Genomic DNA, 17254 nt, shown 5'->3' on the forward strand with positions numbered 1-17254 from the left:
CTGAACGACTGCCGTTCCAATCACGCCGCCGGCCCTGCCGGCGGCGTTTTTCATTTGCTCAGGCTGGCGCGCAAGGCCTCGATCGCGTAACGCACTTTGGCCGGCTGAATGTCGCGGCGCGGCGTCACCGCGTAAATCGCCAGCGGCGGCAAGCTCCACTCCGGCAATACTCGCAATAAGCGGCCGTCGGCCAGTTCCTGGCGTATCTCCGGCTCCGGCTGCACCGCCACCCCCATGCCGGCCAGCACGAACTGGCGCGCGGCAACGATATTGTTGCTGACCAGGCGTGCGTCCGGTTCGGCGGTGAAGCGGCTGCCGTCAGCGTGCTCGAAGGCCAGCCAACCCAGCTTGCGGTCAGACAAAGCCACCCACTGCAGCGCGGACAATTGCTCCGGCCGCGTGATCGCCGGCTGACGCGCGAGATAAGCCGGCGACGCGCACAGCACATTGGGCCAATCCGCTAGGTGGCGCGCCACCAGGCTGGAGTCCTTGAGCACGCCGGCGCGCAAAGCCAGATCGATGCGGTTGTCCACCAGATCTATCATTTCATCATGGAAGAACAAACGCAGCTTCAGGCCCGAGTGCGCGCTCAGCAGCGGCGTCAGCGCCTCGCTCAACAAGGCGCCGGCAAAACCGGTGGGCGCGGCGATGCGCAGCTCGCCCACCGGCGCGTCGCGCAGCTCCAGCAAACGCTGCTCGGCCAGCTGCGCCGCGGCCAGCATATCGGCGCAGCCCTGATAGAACAGGCTGCCGGCCTCGGTCAGCGTCAGCTTGCGGGTAGTCCGGTGCAACAGGCTGACGCCGTGCTGCTGCTCCAGCTTGCTGATGTGCTGGCTGACCGCCGACGGCGTCATGCCCAGTTCGCGCGCCGCGCCGTTCATCGAGCCCTTGTCCACCACCATGGCGAAGACCGCCATCCGTCTCAATGCATCCATTATTAAGTCCATCTAAACTATCAATCTTATTTTTGCCGGATTATCGCCCTATAATCAAGCTGCTATTCTGAACGCCATCAAACTTCATCACGTTTATCGCGAAAAGGAATCCCCATGAAAATCGCTCTGATCGGCGCCAGCGGCTTTGTCGGCTCGGCCATCTTGCAAGAACTGCTGGCCCGCAATCATCAAGTCAGCGCCATCGTCACCACGCTGTCCAAGCTGCCGCAACACCCGCAGCTGAGCGGCGTGGCCGCCGACGCCTACCAGGCCGGCCAGATCGCCGCCGCCGTGGCCGGCCACGACGCCGTGGTCAGCGCCTTCAATCCCGGCTGGGACAAGGCCGACATCCAGGCGCTGGCCGTCAAGGGCCACGACGCCATCGTCGCCGGCGTCAAGCAGGCGGGCGTCAAGCGCTTCCTGGAAGTGGGCGGCGCCGGCAGCCTGGAAGTGGCGCCCGGTGTGCAACTGGTCGACACGCCTGAATTCCCGGCGGAATGGAAGGAAGGCGCGCTGGGCGTGCGCGAAGCGCTGCGCCGCCTGCGCGAGGAAAGCACGCTGGACTGGACCTTCGTCTCCCCGCCGGCCTTCCTCCACCCGGGCGAGCGCAGCGGCAAATACCGGCTGGGCGGCGATCAGCTGCTGTTCAACGGCGACAAGCCGGCCGATATCAGCGTGGAAGACCTGGCCGTGGCCATCGTCGACGAACTGGAAAAACCGCAGCATCTGCGCCGCCGCTTCACCGCCGCCGCAGTCTAAGAACGTGTTTACGATCTCGCGAGCTAGGGCGAGGCAAGGCGAAAGCGGAGTGTACGCGTGGTACATGAGCATTCGAAGGGGTACTCACCGTGTCACGTCTCACGACGCGCAGCAGATCGTAAACAGGTTCTAAGCTCCAAGCCCGGCTCGCCCGGGCTTTTTCACGCCCCATTCCCCTCCCCGGCCTGCCCCAAGGGCCTTCCGCCCGCCCGGTTCATGCCGTCCGAATGCGAAGCGGTTTCAACTCGTCGAATCCCCGACGCAACTTAGTCCTGACTCTATAATTCTAAATTGACAGCCGTCGCCGGCTTGTCTAGATTGCCCGGCTGCCGCAAGATGGCGAGGCGCAGGCCGGCCCTCGCGCCAAAGCCGTGCGAAACCATGACAACGACAATAATAAGGACGGTCCAGGCCGTCCGGACAACAACCCGCTTAGCGGGACACAGCCCTTAAAGAGAAGCATTATGGCCATCAGTGTTTTTGATTTGTTCAAGATAGGCATCGGCCCGTCCAGCTCCCACACGGTTGGACCGATGCGCGCCGCGCGCCAATTCATCGCCCGCTTGGAAAAAGACGGGCTGCTGGCGCAAACCGCCAGCGTGCGCGCCGAAATGTTCGGCTCGCTGGGCGCCACCGGCAAGGGCCACGGCACCGACGTCGCGGTCTTGCTGGGCCTGCAGGGCGAACAGCCCGACCTGGTGGACACCGACGCGGTGGACGGCATGCTGGCCGCCATCCGCGCCGACAAGTCCGTCGCCCTGCTGGGCAAGCAGACCGTGCCCTTCGTCGAAGGCGAACACCTGATTCTGCACAAGAAAAAAACCCTGCCCTACCACCCCAACGGCATGATTTTCGAAGCCTTCGACGCCGCCGGCGCCAGCCTGTCCAAGCGCGCTTATTACTCGGTGGGCGGCGGCTTTGTGGTTGACGAAGCCGCCATCGACGCCGGCTTCGTGCCGCCGGGCGTCACCGAGCTCAAGCACCCGTTCAAGAGCGCGGCGGAATTGCTGGCCTTGTGTCAGCGCCACGGCAAATCCATCAGCCAGATCATGCTGGAGAACGAGCTGGCCTGGCGCAGCGAGGAACAAGTGCGCGCCGAGCTGCTGAAGATCTGGCAAGTGATGCAGGACTGCGTCAAGCGCGGCTGCGAGCGCGAAGGCATCCTGCCCGGCGGCATGAAGGTGAAGCGCCGCGCCGCCGACATGCACCGCAAGCTGCTGGCCTCGCCCGAGGCGGCGCTGCGCGACCCGCTGACAGTGATGGACTGGGTCAATCTGTACGCGCTGGCGGTGAACGAGGAAAACGCCGGCGGCGGCCGCGTGGTCACCGCGCCCACCAACGGCGCGGCCGGCATCATCCCGGCGGTGATGCACTATTACGCCCGCTTCGTGCCCGGCGCCAGCGACGACGGCATTGTGCGCTTCCTGCTCACCGCCGGCGCCATCGGCGTGCTGTTCAAGCTCAACGCCTCCATCTCCGGCGCCGAAGTGGGCTGCCAGGGCGAAGTGGGCTCGGCCTGCTCGATGGCCGCGGGCGCCTTGGCCGAAGTGCTGGGCGGCACCCCGGAACAGGTGGAAAACGCCGCCGAGATCGGCATGGAGCACAATCTGGGCCTGACCTGCGATCCGGTGGGCGGCCTGGTGCAAGTGCCCTGCATCGAACGCAACGCCATGGCCTCGGTCAAGGCCATCAACGCGGCGCGCATGGCGCTGCGCGGCGACGGCCAGCACTTCGTGTCGCTGGACCGGGTGATCAAGACCATGCGCGACACCGGCATGGACATGAGCACCAAGTACAAGGAAACCGCGCGCGGGGCCTGGCCATCAACGTCATCGAAGTGCCGGTGAATATTGTTGAGTGCTGAGCCGCAGGCCTGTTAGCATCAAAGCCGATGGCGCTAGCGCCGTCGGCTTTTTTTACGACCTCATCCCGCGAAATCCGAACCAGCCATGCATCACATCGCCACCGCCAGACTGCAACTGCGTCCGCTGCACGCCAGCGACGCCCCCTTCATGCTCAAGCTGCTGAACGAGCCGGCCTTCATCGCCAATATCGGCGACAAGGACGCCCACGATCTGCTCGGCGCGCTGCGCTATATCGAGGAAGGCCCGCAAACCAGCTATCGCAAGCACGGCCACGGCCTCTTGCTGGTGGAACGGCTGGACGACGGCGCCCCGGTCGGCATCTGCGGCCTGGTCAAGCGCGACGGCCTGGACTATCCGGACATCGGCTACGCCTTCCTGGAGCAATACTGGGGCTGCGGCTACGCCAGCGAAGCCGCGCTCGCCGCCATAGAACACGGCCGCGAACAACTGGGCCACGCGGTGGTGGTGGGCATCACCGCGCCGCACAACCTGGCGTCCATCCGCGTGCTGGAGAAAATCGGCCTGTTTTATCAGGGCCGGATCGAACTGCCCGGCATCGACGGCGACAGCTGTTACTTCGTGCCGCCGGCCCTGTTCAAAGATCAGCCCGCCTGAGCAGGCGCCGCCGGCCGCAGCCAGCGCCGGCACAGCAACACGCCCAGCGCGGCGGCTGCCGTCGACATCGCGAACGTCGTCGCCATGCCGCCGTGCGGCCACACCAGCCCGCCGATCAGGCCGCCGGCGCTGCCGCCGACGCCGAAGGAGGCGATGATGTACAGACCCTGGGCGCGGCCGTGGTGATGTGGGTCGAACATGCGGTGGATCAAGCCCACCGAGGCGGCGTGGTGCAGGCCGAAAGTCAGCGCGTGCAGCAGCTGCGCGCCTATCGCCACCCAGGCCAGCTCGGCCGCGGCGGCGATCAAGGCGAAACGCAGCGCCGCCGCCAATAGCGACGCCAGCATCAGCGTTTCCAAACGCGCGCGCGCCATGATCTTGGGCATCAGCAGGAATACCGCCACCTCGCTGACCACGCCCAGCCCCCACAGCATGCCGATCGCGCCTTGCTCATAACCCGCCTGCTTCAGGCCGATGGAGAAAAAAGTGTAGTAAGGGCCGTGGGCGAAGGCCATCAGGAAGCAGCAGCCGAACAAGGCCATCACCTCCGGCCGCCGCAGCGTGGCCGCTATCGGCGCCGACGGTCCGCTCTTGCGCTCGGCGGCCACTTCCGGCACCCGCCAGGCCGCCGCGGCCACCAGGGCCAGCAGCGCGCACAGCGCCCAGGGCAGATTGCCAATGCCGATGCCGTCCAGCAGCAGGCCGCCGCTCATCGCCAGACAGACGAAGCCTATCGAGCCCCAGACCCGCACCCGGCTGTAACGCCCCGGCTGCGCGCGCGTCAGGTGGGCGGTGCTGGCCTCCACCAGCGGCAGCGCCGCCGCCCAGAAGAAGTGGGACACCGCCAGGCTGACGAACACCCACCAGAAAGCGCGGTCCAGTCCCACCAGCAGGAAGGCCGCCGCCGACAACAGCGACGTCGTCAGAATGATGGCGCGCCGGCGGCCGCGCCGGTCCGCCAGCCAGCCCCAGAAGCCGGGCGCCACGATGCGCGCCAGCGTGGACAAGGCCATCAGCACCGAGATCTGCCAGGCGGAGAAGGACAGCGATTGCAGATAGAGCCCCCAGAACGGACTGAACAGGCCCTGGAAGGCGAAATAACTGAAATAGAACAGGCTGAACGGCAGCAGGGATACGGCGGGTGACGCGGAAGACGACATGATCTGAAGCTCGGCCCTTGACGGGTTTCTGGTTGAAAATGGCGCGCAGACTTTGAGCGGCTTTTTAGAGCCTGTTCAAAGTCTCGCCAGCTAGAGCGAGACAAGGCGAAAACGTTTTCAACGCCGTATCGCCGACGCGCAGCAGACTGTGAACCGCCTCTTAAAATTGCCCTTTGAACTTGCCGATATCCCGCCGCGCCTTCTTGGTGGGACGCCCGTCCCCGTGCGGGAAGCTGGCGCGCTCCGACTTCAACAGCAGCACCTGCTCTTCACGGGCGCGCTGAGAAGCCTCGTCCTCGCGGTAGAGCAGCCGCGCCTCCTGCGCCGGCCGGCGCTGGGTGCTCAGCGCCAGCACCTCGACGCGGTATTCCAGCTGATGGATGCGCATCACCAGCTGGTCCCCCTCCTTGACCACCCGCGACGCCTTGACCCGGTCGCCGTTGACCTGCACCCGCCCCAGCTCCAGCGCCTCGTGCGCCAGCTGCCGGGTCTTGAAGAAACGGGCGGCCCACAGCCATTTGTCGAGACGGACCTTGCCGTCGTCCTCGCCTGAGGCCGCCATCAGAGCACGCTCCATTCGGCGGCGGCCAGGCCCTCCAGCTTCAGGCTGAGCCGGTCGCCGGAACGCACCGCGGCCACGCCTTCCGGCGTGCCGGTATAAATCAGATCGCCGGCCTGCAGGCCGTAGATCCGCGACAGATAGGCGATGACGGCGGCCACCGGGAACAGCATCAGGCCGGTGTCGCCCTGCTGGCGCAGCTCGCCGTTGACGCGCAACTCGAAGCTCAGCCGCTGCGGATCGGCCACCCGCTCCGCCGGCGCCAAACGAGACAGGCAGGCGGCGGTGGGGAAACCCTTGGCCTTGGTCCACGGATGGCCCTTTCTCTTGGCCGCCGATTGCACGTCGCGCGCCGTCATGTCCAGACCGATGCCGTAGCCGGCCACATGGCCGAGCGCTTCGGACTCCGCAATGTCGCAGCCGCCCTTGCCTATCAGCAGCACCAGTTCGCACTCATGGTGAACGTCGCGGGAATAGTCGGGCAGCCTCAGCGGCTCGCCCTCTCCGGCCAGCGCCGACGTCGGTTTCAGGAACACCAGCGGCTCGTCCTCCAGCGGGTTGTTCAATTCCGCCGCGTGGGCGGCGTAATTGCGCCCGATGCAGAAGATATTGCCCACCGCGACCTCCTGATCGCCCAAGCGCGCCTTGAATGCCGTCATGACCATCCTTTCCCGTTCTGTTCAACGCCAAGCTTACCAGCTCGCGATTATCCCATAATTTCCACCCCCCCGGCATGCCAGGCCGAAAGGACAGCTAGGCAGATTGTGCACTGCGGCAACAAGATGCGGCTTTCGACGCGCCTTATCGTCCTCCTCCCGGTGAAAATGTCATGCAACCCTGTTACAGTCATGGCGTACCTTGCGACCGCACACTTTGTTACACGGTCCAATGCAGGAAAGCTTCGATAACGCTTCGGCACGTTTCAGGAGACAGCTTTGACCCAAGAAAGTACAAACCCGCTGGATAGTTTCTTCGCCAGCCTATCCGAGGCCAACCAACAATGGATGCAGCAGTTCGTCAACAACCTGCCGCTGCCGCCGCAACCTAGAAATGCTGAACTGCCGCTGGCCAACGCCTGGGGCGCCATGCTCAGCAACGCCGGCCAGCTGTTCGCCTGGCAAAGCAGCTTGTATCAGCAGCAAATGAATCTGTGGTCGCAATTCCTGGGCCAGGCGCCCGCCAACGGCGACGCCTCGGCGAAAAAGGGCGATCGCCGCTTCGCCTCGCCGGAATGGGATGAACACCCGTTCTACCATTTCCTCAAGCAAGGCTATCTGCTCACCAGCAAATGGATGACCGAGCTGGTGGACAACGCCCAGCTGGAGGAAGAAGCCAAGGACAAGCTGGCCTTCGCCACCCGCCAATACCTGGACGCGGTCTCCCCCAGCAACTTCATGCTGACCAACCCGGACGTGATGAAACGGGCGATAGAGACCAAGGGCGAAAGCCTGGTCGACGGCATGAAGAACATGCTGGAGGATTTCCAGAAGGGCCATATCTCGATGTCGGACGAGAGCCAGTTCGAGATCGGCAAAAACATCGTGGTCACCCCGGGCGAGGTGGTGTTCCGCAATGAATTGATCGAACTGATCCAGTACACCCCCACCACCGGCCAGGTCTATGAAAAACCGCTGCTGATCGTGCCGCCCTGCATCAACAAGTACTACCTGATGGATTTGCAGCCGGACAACTCCATGGTCCGTCACTTCGTCGCCCAGGGTTACCGCGTATTCCTGATCAGCTGGCGCTCGGCGGAACCGGAGATGAAGCATTTCACCTGGGAAAGCTATATCGAGAAAGGCGTGATCGCCGCGGCGGAAACCGTGCGCAAGATCAGCAAGCAGGACAGCATGAACGCGCTGGGCTTCTGTGTCGGCGGCGTGATCCTGACCACCACCCAGTGCGTGCTGCAGGCGCGCGGACTCAAATACTTCGACTCCACCACCTTCATGACCTCGCTGATAGATCACGCCGAGCCGGGCGAGATCTCCTACTTCATCGACGAGAATCTGGTGGCCAGCCGCGAAGCCAAGATCGCCGCCGGCGGCATCATCAGCGGCAAGGAGATAGGCCGCACCTTCGCCAGCCTGCGCGCCAACGATCTGGTGTGGAACTACGTGGTCAACAACTATCTGCTGGGCAAGACGCCGGCGCCGTTCGACCTGCTCTACTGGAACAACGACGCGGTGGACCTGCCGCTGCCGATGCACACCTTCATGCTGCGCCAGTTCTACATGAACAACGCGCTGACCAAGCCGGGTTCCATCACCCTGTGCGGCGTGCCCATCGACGTTTCCAAGATCGACATCCCTGTCTACATCTTCGCCGCGCGCGAAGATCACATCGTGTTGTGGAGCTCCGCCTACTCCGGCATCCACTACCTGACCGGCGCGCCGTCGCGGCGCTTCGTGCTGGGCGCCTCCGGCCATATCGCCGGTTCGATCAACCCGGTGACCAAGGACAAGCGCAATTACTGGGTCAACGACGCCCAGCCCCAGCACGCGGACGCCTGGCTGGAAACCGCGGAAAGCCGCCCCGGCAGCTGGTGGAAGGACTGGGACGCCTGGCTGGCCCCTCAATCCGGCAAGAAAGTCGCCGCGCCCAAGAGCCTGGGCAGCAAAGACTTCCCGCCGCTGCAAGCGGCGCCGGGCAGCTATGTGCTGGCCAAGGCCATGCCCAGCGTGGTGGCCAGCCTGCAATAAGAACCTGTTTACGATCTGCTGCGCGTCGGCGGGATGGATAGACATGGGCGTTGAAAGCCGCTTCGCAACGCTTTAGCGGCTTCCCCGCCCCGCCGCCGGCGCGCTGGCCGACACACCGACCTTCGCGGTCACATTGAAGAGAGAGACGGAGAAAAACATGGAAGTCGTGATTGTCGCAGCAACCCGCACCGCCATCGGCAGTTTCGGCGGCGCGCTGGCCAAGATCCCGGCCCCGGAACTGGGCGCCACCGTCATCAAATCCCTGCTGGCCAAAACCGGCCTGAAACCGGAAGACGTCAGTGAAGTCATTCTCGGCCAAGTGCTGACCGCCGGTAGCGGCCAGAACCCGGCGCGCCAAGCGCTGATCAAGGCCGGCCTGCCGGTCACCACCCCGGCCACCACCCTCAACGTGGTCTGCGGCTCCGGCCTGCGCGCCGTGCACCTGGGCGCCCAGGCCATCGCCAATGGCGACGCCGACATCGTCATCGCCGGCGGCCAGGAAAGCATGTCCCTGTCGCCGCACATCCTGCCCGGCTCGCGCGACGGCTTCCGCATGGGCAACGCCCAGCTGATCGACACCATGGTCAACGACGGCCTGACCGACGCCTACAACGCCTACCACATGGGCATCACCGCTGAAAACGTGGCGGAAAAGTACGGCATCGGCCGCGAAGAGCAGGACGCGTTGGCGCTGGCCTCGCAGCAACGCGCCGCCGCCGCTCAGAAAGCCGGCAAGTTCAAGGACGAAATCACCCCGGTGCTGGTGCCGCAGCGCAAGGGCGATCCGCTGGCCTTCGACAGCGACGAGTTCATCAAGCACGACGCCAGCGCCGAAGGCCTGGCCAAGCTGCGCGCCGCCTTCAAGAAGGAAGGCACCGTCACCGCCGGCAACGCTTCCGGCATCAATGACGGCGCCGCCGCGGTGCTGCTGATGTCGGCCCAAAAGGCGGACCAGCTGGGCCTGAAGCCGCTGGCCGCGATCAAGGGCTACGCGCTGACCGGCTGCGCGCCGGAAATCATGGGCATAGGCCCGGTGGCCGCCACCCGCAAGGCGCTGGACAAGGCGGGCTGGACCGTGGAAGAGCTGGATCTGGTGGAAGCCAACGAAGCCTTCGCCGCCCAGGCGCTGGGCGTGGCGCGCGAACTGGGCTGGGGCCCGGACAAGGTCAACGTCAACGGCGGCGCCATCGCGCTGGGCCACCCGATCGGCGCTTCCGGCTGCCGCGTGCTGGTCACCCTGCTGCATGAAATGCAGCGCCGCGACGCCAAGAAGGGCCTGGCCACGCTGTGCATAGGCGGCGGCATGGGCGTGGCGCTGGCGGTGGAACGGCGCTAAAACCGGTACCCGTCAATCACAAAACCCACCGGCTCCGGCCGGTGGGTTTTGTTTTGGCCGCGCCCTCCGCGGCTAGCCCGAGCGCCCGTTGTCGCCGTGCTGGCGCAGAAAGTCCATGTTCAACTCCAGTGGCGCGCCCAGCCACATGGCGAAGTCGCTGTGGTCCTCGACATCGTCGCCGGTCAGCGGATGCAGCAGCACGCTCAACCCTTCCCGGTTCAGCATCAGCCACGGCACGATCTGGCCAAACAAGGCCGGCGCGAAGGCGATCTGATACGCGCCCACCGGATGCGGCCCGTAAGCCTGCTCTCGCCAGCGCCCCAATTCCACGGCGAAGCGCTGCGCCACCGCCTCGCGCAGCCGCCGCGCCGCGGCTTGCTGCGCCGCGTCGAAATACACATGGGCGTGATAGCCCGTCGCCTCGATGGCCTGTTGCATCGCCTGTCCCCCGCCCCCGCCGCGTTCACGGCGGCCGGCCCCGAATAAAGCCGGTAAAACTATCGTCTCCGCCGAAAAAAATCAACAAGCATATTTTGGCGGCGCGCGCCTGCCCTTGATCCGCATTCAATCCGCGCCAAACAAAAACCTCCTGGCCGCAAAGGCAGGAGGTTTGGGCGATTGGCCGGCCCGCTGGCCGGCGTAGACGGTCGGATGGACCGTGAAGGGAAACAGCGCACGGATCAAAACCAGCGAGGCGCTCAGCACATCAAGGCAGCCGCATCGCCGCGGCGCTCGCCTTAGTGAGGGACAATGATGGGCGCCCCGTCCGGCCCATGCTTCTTCTGATGTTTGGCCGCCCGCTTCTCCTTGGGCGTCATCAACGGCTGTTTTTTGGCTTCCTTGCTGCTGTGTCTTGATTTACTCATGATCAGCTCCTTGGCGTGCATCGGCGGTGCCAATGCCGGCTCCAGTATAGACCTCATCCGGGCTTGCCATGGCGATAAAATACCCATCCGGGCGTCAAGACCAGAGCGGCGGTTCCAATCGCCTTTTAAATGGTTCAATCAATACTTACACCTGAAACAAAGTCGCCGCCAAGGCCGGGATCGCCACGGCGAAACCCTCCGGCCCCAGTTGGCGAAAATGCTGCTGCGTCGCGCTAATAAAATCCTGGATGAAAGCGGGTTTTTCCCGACCATGTTTATCCTGCACGATCAGCGTGGGCGCGGGACTGAAATCGGCGAACGGTCTTCGTATCAACGCCGGTCCGTCCCGAGTGGCGCTGCCGGACGGGCACATATTCAGGATGGAACAGCCGAATCCCGCGGAAACCGCCGCGCGCACGGTTTCATAAGAGCGCGTCCTGAAGCGCACATGAGGCTGACAAGGCGATATGGCGAACAAGGCCAGCAAATACGCCGCCGTCTGCGGCAAATCCAGCAATACCAGCGGCCGCAGCGCTAAATCCGCCAAGGAGACCGACTCTTGTTCCGCCAGCGGGTCTTGTCTCGACAGCAAGGCATGACAGGGCACTTTGCAGATACGGCTGACCTCCTCGTCCAAGTGAAAGCCGATATCGTAGGTCACGATCAAATCCACCTCGTCGGCCGCCAGCCAGCCGCGCAGTTGCGACTGATCTCCTTCCCGCAGCTGGATGTCGACTTCGCCCTGGCCCTGTATATAGCGCTTCAGCACATCCGGCATGAACAAAGCGCCAAACGGCTCAAAACAGCCAATCCGCAATTGCACGGCGCCCGGCCGCGTCAAATTGGCGATGCTGCGATTAAACGTCGACTTCGCTTCCAACATATCCTGCGCCGCCAGCATGAATTGCTTGCCCGCCGGGGTGATTTTTACGCCTCGCGCCGGGCGGCGTTCAAAAATCCGAAACCCGATTTGGTGTTCCACATGAATGATGGCGCTCAACAAGGCGGATTTGGAAATCGGTATCGACTCCGCCGCCGCCGCGATGCTTCCCGTCAACGCCACCTCATAGACATAACGGATTTGTCTAATCGAAATATTCATGGCCCCGCCCCTCGCCGGCATTTAGCAGCTTGTTAAAAGTCCGCCGCGCTTCAGCGATACGGCCTTGAAAACAGCTTCAGAATGCTCATGCACCATATGACCATTCCGCTTCTTCAGCCGCAACGCCTTGTCTCGCTCTCGCTCGCAAGACTTTGAACAGGCTCTTACACATAAAAACAGCGCAACTTGCCGCGAAAAATGCGTTTTTCCGCGCCGCCCCGTTTGCTTACCATCATCGCCAGGCAACACCACCGCCCAGTCATGCCATTGCGGCCACGCCGCTCCTTGCCTTGGAGCTGAGTATGTCATCTATTTCTACAAATCCGCTGGCGGACGCGTCCCCGCTCTGCCGGCTGAACGTGCAAACCATGACCGCCCGCTACGCCGCGGCAAGCCTTTCTCCGCTTGAAGTCGCGGACGCGGCGCTGGCCAGGGCCTCGGCGGTCCAAGACCGATACAACGCCTTCGCTTCCATCGACCGCGCCGGCGCGCTCGCCGCCGCCGCCGCCGCCGATGAACGTTGGCGGCGGGGCCGTCCCTTGTCGCCCATCGATGGCGTGCCGGTCACGATCAAGGACATCGTCCAGGTGCAAGGCTGGAGCGTGCGCTATGGCAGCCACAGCAGCAGCGCGGCGGTTTGCGACAGCGACGCGCCGTCGGTGGCTCGCTTGCGCGCCGCCGGCGCCGTCTTGCTGGGCATGACGACAACGCCGGAATTCGGCTGGAAAGCCGTCACCGATAATCCGCTGCATGGGATTACGCGCAATCCTTGGCGGCCTGAGCTGACGCCGGGCGGCTCTTCCGGCGGCGCGGCGGCGGCGGCGGCCGCCGGCGCGGGCGTATTGCACCTGGGAACGGACGGCGGCGGGTCCATTCGCATCCCGGCGGCCTTCTGCGGCCTGGTCGGACACAAGCCGAGCTTTGGCCGGGTGCCCGCCTATCCCGGCAGCGCCTTCGGCACCCTGGCGCATCTTGGTCCGATCGCGCGCTGCGTCGGCGACGTCAGCGCCATGCTGGACGCGATGAGCGGCCGCGACCTGCGCGACTGGTATCAGCCCATCGGCAACCCGCCCGCCTTCCCGCCCTGGCGCTCAGCCGGGCCAGGGTGGCTTACTGGTCCACCCCGGCCTGCGGCCAGCTGCGGCCGGAAGTGGCCGCGGTCATGGAACGGGCCTTGAGTCTGCTGCGCTCCTTGGGGTGGAAATCCAGCCATTCGAGCTCCCCGATATCGATCTGCTCGATGTTTTCCAAAAGCACTGGTTCAGCGGCGCGGCCAACCGGCTGTCCAGGGTGGCGCCGGCCCTGCGCGGACAACTGGACCCGGGCTTTGTCGAGATAGCCGAACGCGGCCTGGCCCTGAGCGCGGCGGACTTGGTCGCGGCTCAGACCCGGCGCGCCGAGTTTGGCGCCTTCATGGACCAGACGATGAGCCGGTTCGATCTGCTGCTGGCGCCGGCCACTCCCTTGGCGGCCTTCCCCATCGCCTCGCGACAGCCGGCCGGCGATGGCGCAGCCTGGACGGAGTGGGCGGGCTTCAGCTTCCCGCTCAATCTGAGCCAGCATCCCGCCTGCGTCGTCCCCTGCGGCCTGACTCCGGACGGCAGACCGCTTGGGCTGCAATTCATCGGCGCGCGCGGGGCGGACCGGCAATTGCTGTCGCTGGCCGGCCAGTTTGAAGCGCTGGGCGCCTTTCCCCATCTATTAGACTCAGGAGCCGATGATGAGCGCTGAACCCCTATCCGCCGCCGACTGGCGCGCCCTGGCCAAGGAGCCGCCCTTGGAACTGGGACTGTTCATTGACGGGGATTTTCGCCAGGCGCGTTCCGGCCGGCGCTTCGCCAGCGTCAATCCCAGCAATGACGAAATCCTGGCCGAGCTGCCCAGCGCCGATGGCCAGGATGTGGATCTCGCCGTCAATTCCGCGCGGCGCGCGTTTCAGTCCGGCGCCTGGTCCAGACGGCCGCCGCGCGAGCGTATGGCCGTGCTCAATCGGCTCGCCGATTTGATCGAACGACATCAGCGCACCTTCGCCTTGCTGGACTGCCTGGACATGGGCAAGCCGATCAGCGAGATGCTGACGGTGGACCTGCCCCTGAGCGTGCAATGCCTGCGCTTTACCGCGGAATCCATCGACAAGGTGCAGGGCACGGTGGGCGCAACCGCCCACCACATCCATAGCTTTGTGCTGCGTCAGCCCTTGGGCGTGGTGGCCTGCGTGGTACCCTGGAATTACCCCCTACTGATGAGCTGCTGGAAGATCGCGCCCGCGCTGGCGGCCGGCAACTCCGTGGTGCTCAAGCCGGCGGAGGAGTCTCCGCTCAGCGCTTTATGGCTGGCCAAGCTCTTCGTCGAGGCCGGCGGCCCGCCCGGGGTATTCAATGTGCTGACCGGCGATGGGCCTGGCTGCGGCCGGCCGCTGGCCTTGCATCGGGATGTCGACAAGATCGCCTTCACCGGTTCGGTGGAAGTGGGCAAGCTAATGCTGGGCTACGCGGGCCAGTCCAATATGAAGCAACTGTCCTTGGAGTGCGGCGGCAAGTCCCCCATGTGATTCTGGCCGATGTCCAGGACCTGGAGGCCGCCGCGCGCTGGGCGGCCATGGGCGTATTCGGCAATCAAGGCCAGGTATGCTGCGCCGGCTCCCGCCTGTTGGTGGAGCAAAGCATTCTTCCCGATTTCCTCGACGCCTTCCTAAGCGCCGCGCGCAGCCATCACCTCCCGGGAGACCCGCTGGACCCGGCCACCAGCATGGGCCCGCTGGTGAGCCGCGGCCAGCAGCGGCGCGTGCTGGATTACATCGCGCTGGGCCGGCAAGCCGGCGCGCAATGCCTGTTGGGCGGCGACGCCCCGCGCCACCTGGAACACGGCGCCTACGTCAACCCCACGGTGTTCGCCGGCGTGGACAACGGCATGCGCATCGCGCGGGAAGAAATCTTTGGCCCGGTGGCCTGCGTGATGCCGGTATCCGGCTTGGACCAGGCCATCGCCATCGCCAATGACAGCCGCTTTGGCCTGGCGGCGGGCATCTGGACCCAAAACCTCAACCATGCGCATCGCTTCGCGCGCGAGGTCGAAGCCGGCATGGTCTACGTCAACAGCTATATGGACGGCGATATGCAACTGCCGTTCGGCGGCTGGAAAGAGTCCGGCAATGGCCGCGACAAATGCTTTGACGCGCTGCTGGCCTACACCCAGACCAAGGGGTGTGGATGACGCTGAACCAGGAACAGTAGGACAGCAGAACGCCGGCCATCGAAACCAACCGGCGCCGCATCGTAAAACCGAGGAGAGAACATCATGAGCAGCACGGCCAATCGCCATCCCACCGGCCATCTCTTGTACCCCTTCGCCAATGCCAGCCATATTGCCGCGCATCCGCCGTTGCGGATCGATCGCGCTTCGGGTTGCCATGTCTTCGATCAAACCGGGAAACGCTATCTTGATGGGCAAGGCGGCTTGTGGAATGTGAACGTCGGGCACGACCATCCGGAAATCAAGGAGGCGATCACCCAACAATTGAACCAGCTGGGTTTTTATTCGATTTTTGGCGGCACCACCACGCAGCCGGCCCTGGCGCTGGCCGAACGCTTATGCCGGATGACGGAGCCGGAAGGCATGAGCGCCGCCTTTTTCTCCTCCGGCGGCTCGGAAGCCAATGAGGCGGCGTTTAAACTGGCCCGCCAGTACTGGCGGCAAAGCGGCGAGCCGGAGCGCCATAAAATCATCTCGCTGAAGCAGGCTTACCACGGCGTCACCCTGGGAGCCTTGTCGGCGAACGGCAGCACCGCTTATCGCCAGGCTTACGAGCCCTTGCTGGCGGGCTTCAGCCAAGTGGACACCCCCCATCTATACCGCAACCCCTACACCGACGATTCAGACACCCTAGGCCGCTTATGCGCGCAATTGCTGGAGCGGGAAATCCTGCATCAGGGCCCCGGCAGCGTGGCGGCCTTCATTGCCGAACCGGTGCAAGGCGCCGGCGGCGTCATCGTCCCGCCCGCCAATTACTGGCCCTTGGTGCGCGAGGTGTGCGACCGCCATCGCGTGCTCCTGATCGCGGACGAAGTGGTCACCGGTTTCGGCCGCATTGGCAAGCTGTTCGGCAGCCGGCATTGGGGAGTGAAACCGGACATCATGGTATTCGCCAAAGGGATTAACAGCGGCTACATCCCGCTGGGCGCGACTTTGATCAACCAGCGGGTGGAGTCCGCCTTTCACTCCAGCGACGCCCGCCAGTTCAGCCCAACCGCCTTCTATCACGGCAACACCTATGCCGGCCATCCGCTAGCCTGCGCGGCGGCGCTGGCTAATCTGGAGATCATCGAAAGGGACAAGCTGACGGCAAACGCGGCCAAGGTGGGCGGTCATTTATTGCAGCGCCTGACAAGGATAAAGAGCACGCATCCCCATATGGGCGATGTCCGCGGCCTGGGCCTGATGATAGGCGTGGAACTGGTGGCCGACCCCGTCGGCAAACAGCCTTTTGATCTGGATCTGGGCTTCGGCGCCTATATCTCCGACTACTGCCGTCAACATGGGGTGTTGATACGCAATCTGGCGGACACCTTCATCATTTCGCCGCCGTTGACGCTGAGCCTGGAGCAGGCCGACCTCATCGCGGACACTTTCGAGCAAGCCGTCGAGGCCGCGGAGAAAGCCTTGCTACGATAAGCGCCATGGATAGCAAGCGGCTTGAATCGACAACAATAGCCGGCCCCAAGAGACGGTTAACGACGCGCAGCGGACTTTGGACAGGCGCCAAAGCGCTGGCCGACAATAGAGGAGCATCATGATGCCAGGATCCCCCCGTTCCCCATGACGGCGCCCGCGCAGCCCCTGCCCTACGCCGGATCGCTGCGCCGAGTCTTATCGCTGCCGGCGCTGACCTTGTTTGGCCTGGTCTATATGGTGCCCTTGACCGTATTCACCACCTATGGCGTGGTCACTCAAGTCACCGGCGGCCGCACCGCTTTGGCTTATCTGCTCACCTTGCTGTCCATTTTTTTCACCGCGCTGTCTTACAGCCGCATGGTCGGCCGTTACCCGGTTGCAGGCTCGGCCTATTCTTACGCCCGTAAAAGCTTTGGTCCGATGGCGGGCTTTCTGGCCGGCTGGTCTTTATTGCTCGATTACCTGTTTTTACCGATGATCAATTATCTGGTGATCGGCATCTACCTGCATCAAAGCTTTCCTCAAGTGCCGGCCTGGGGCTTTATCGTGACCATGATCGCGCTGGTCACGGTGTTTAATGTGCTGGGCATTCAATCGGTGTCGCGTTTCGGCAATGTGCTGGTGGCCGCTCAACTCGTCTTTGTTCTGGTGTTTGTCGCGCTGGCCGCCCGGCAGATCATGACT

At 64.3% G+C, this 17254-nt stretch carries 14 protein-coding genes and 3 pseudogenes; 10 read left to right on the top strand and 7 right to left on the bottom strand.

The window, feature by feature from the left end; all coding sequences use genetic code 11:
- Positions 1–50: 50 nt before the first annotated feature.
- Positions 51–935, bottom strand: coding sequence for a LysR family transcriptional regulator (locus tag HQN78_RS08480; RefSeq protein WP_048412147.1), 885 nt, complete (start codon positions 933–935; stop codon positions 51–53).
- 114 nt (positions 936–1049) lie between these two features.
- Here HQN78_RS08480 and HQN78_RS08485 point away from each other — a divergent pair, with 114 nt between their 5' ends.
- The 3 genes and pseudogenes from HQN78_RS08485 to HQN78_RS08495 all read left to right on the top strand — a co-directional run bounded on the left by HQN78_RS08485 (position 1050) and on the right by HQN78_RS08495 (position 4174).
- Positions 1050–1694 (top strand): NAD(P)-dependent oxidoreductase, encoded by a 645-nt coding sequence (locus tag HQN78_RS08485; protein WP_235088974.1) that lies wholly within the window; start codon positions 1050–1052, stop codon positions 1692–1694.
- Positions 1695–2158: 464 nt separating this feature from the next.
- Positions 2159–3558, top strand: a pseudogene (locus tag HQN78_RS08490) (L-serine ammonia-lyase).
- Between the two features lie 85 nt (positions 3559–3643).
- Positions 3644–4174 carry a GNAT family N-acetyltransferase gene (locus HQN78_RS08495; RefSeq protein WP_235088976.1) on the top strand — a complete coding sequence of 177 codons (531 nt, stop codon included), beginning with the start codon at positions 3644–3646 and terminating at the stop codon, positions 4172–4174.
- On the opposite strand, the gene HQN78_RS08500 is transcribed toward HQN78_RS08495, so the two are convergent.
- The 3 genes from HQN78_RS08500 to HQN78_RS08510 form a co-directional block, all read right to left on the bottom strand.
- The gene (locus HQN78_RS08500) at positions 4162–5334 is read right to left on the bottom strand and encodes an MFS transporter (RefSeq protein WP_107799430.1); all 1173 of its coding nucleotides are present in this window, start codon (positions 5332–5334) and stop codon (positions 4162–4164) included. The genes HQN78_RS08495 and HQN78_RS08500 overlap by 13 nt on opposite strands.
- 160 nt (positions 5335–5494) lie before the next feature.
- Entirely contained in the window at positions 5495–5896 is a 402-nt protein-coding gene (locus HQN78_RS08505) for an RNA-binding S4 domain-containing protein (protein WP_107799431.1), read from the bottom strand.
- Positions 5896–6552, bottom strand: coding sequence for a fumarylacetoacetate hydrolase family protein (locus tag HQN78_RS08510; protein WP_235088978.1), 657 nt, complete (start codon positions 6550–6552; stop codon positions 5896–5898). Before HQN78_RS08510 ends, HQN78_RS08505 begins: the two co-directional genes overlap by 1 nt.
- A 345-nt stretch (positions 6553–6897) precedes the next feature.
- On the opposite strand from HQN78_RS08510, the gene HQN78_RS08515 reads away from it, so the two are divergent.
- Together HQN78_RS08515 and HQN78_RS08520 are read left to right on the top strand one after the other, a co-directional pair.
- Positions 6898–8595 (top strand): PHA/PHB synthase family protein, encoded by a 1698-nt coding sequence (locus HQN78_RS08515; protein WP_370646606.1) that lies wholly within the window; start codon positions 6898–6900, stop codon positions 8593–8595.
- Positions 8596–8752: 157 nt separating this feature from the next.
- Positions 8753–9931 carry an acetyl-CoA C-acetyltransferase gene (locus tag HQN78_RS08520; protein ID WP_235088980.1) on the top strand — a complete coding sequence of 393 codons (1179 nt, stop codon included), beginning with the start codon at positions 8753–8755 and terminating at the stop codon, positions 9929–9931.
- A 72-nt stretch (positions 9932–10003) separates the two neighbouring features.
- Here the strand turns inward: HQN78_RS08520 and HQN78_RS08525 are convergent, their stop codons facing one another.
- The 3 genes from HQN78_RS08525 to HQN78_RS08535 form a co-directional block, all read right to left on the bottom strand.
- Entirely contained in the window at positions 10004–10369 is a 366-nt protein-coding gene (locus tag HQN78_RS08525) for a DOPA 4,5-dioxygenase family protein (protein ID WP_235088981.1), read from the bottom strand.
- 299 nt (positions 10370–10668) lie between these two features.
- Positions 10669–10935: a hypothetical protein gene (locus HQN78_RS08530; protein ID WP_235088982.1), complete on the bottom strand. Its 267-nt coding sequence runs from the start codon at positions 10933–10935 to the stop codon at positions 10669–10671.
- Between the two features lie 7 nt (positions 10936–10942).
- A complete protein-coding gene (locus tag HQN78_RS08535) occupies positions 10943–11899 on the bottom strand; it encodes a LysR family transcriptional regulator (RefSeq protein ID WP_235088985.1) in 957 nt (318 codons plus the stop codon).
- Positions 11900–12201: 302 nt separating this feature from the next.
- Between HQN78_RS08535 and HQN78_RS08540 the strand changes: the two genes are divergently transcribed.
- The 5 genes and pseudogenes from HQN78_RS08540 to HQN78_RS25510 all read left to right on the top strand — a co-directional run.
- Positions 12202–13077: an amidase family protein gene (locus HQN78_RS08540; RefSeq protein WP_235088986.1), complete on the top strand. Its 876-nt coding sequence runs from the start codon at positions 12202–12204 to the stop codon at positions 13075–13077.
- Positions 13078–13096: 19 nt separating this feature from the next.
- On the top strand, positions 13097–13630 hold the full coding sequence (locus HQN78_RS08545; RefSeq protein WP_235088987.1) for an amidase family protein: 534 nt from the start codon (positions 13097–13099) through the stop codon (positions 13628–13630).
- A pseudogene (locus HQN78_RS08550) lies at positions 13620–15112 on the top strand (aldehyde dehydrogenase). Before HQN78_RS08545 ends, HQN78_RS08550 begins: the two are co-directional and overlap by 11 nt.
- Positions 15113–15196: 84 nt before the next feature.
- The gene (locus tag HQN78_RS08555; RefSeq protein ID WP_235088988.1) at positions 15197–16570 is read left to right on the top strand and encodes an aminotransferase class III-fold pyridoxal phosphate-dependent enzyme; all 1374 of its coding nucleotides are present in this window, start codon (positions 15197–15199) and stop codon (positions 16568–16570) included.
- A 144-nt stretch (positions 16571–16714) separates the two neighbouring features.
- Positions 16715–17245: pseudogene (locus HQN78_RS25510) on the top strand (APC family permease); the annotation flags it as partial.
- Positions 17246–17254 lie beyond the last annotated feature (9 nt).

Origin of the sequence: Chromobacterium sp. Beijing, assembly GCF_021496765.1 — a bacterium.
Taxonomy (GTDB): Bacteria; Pseudomonadota; Gammaproteobacteria; order Burkholderiales; family Chromobacteriaceae; genus Chromobacterium.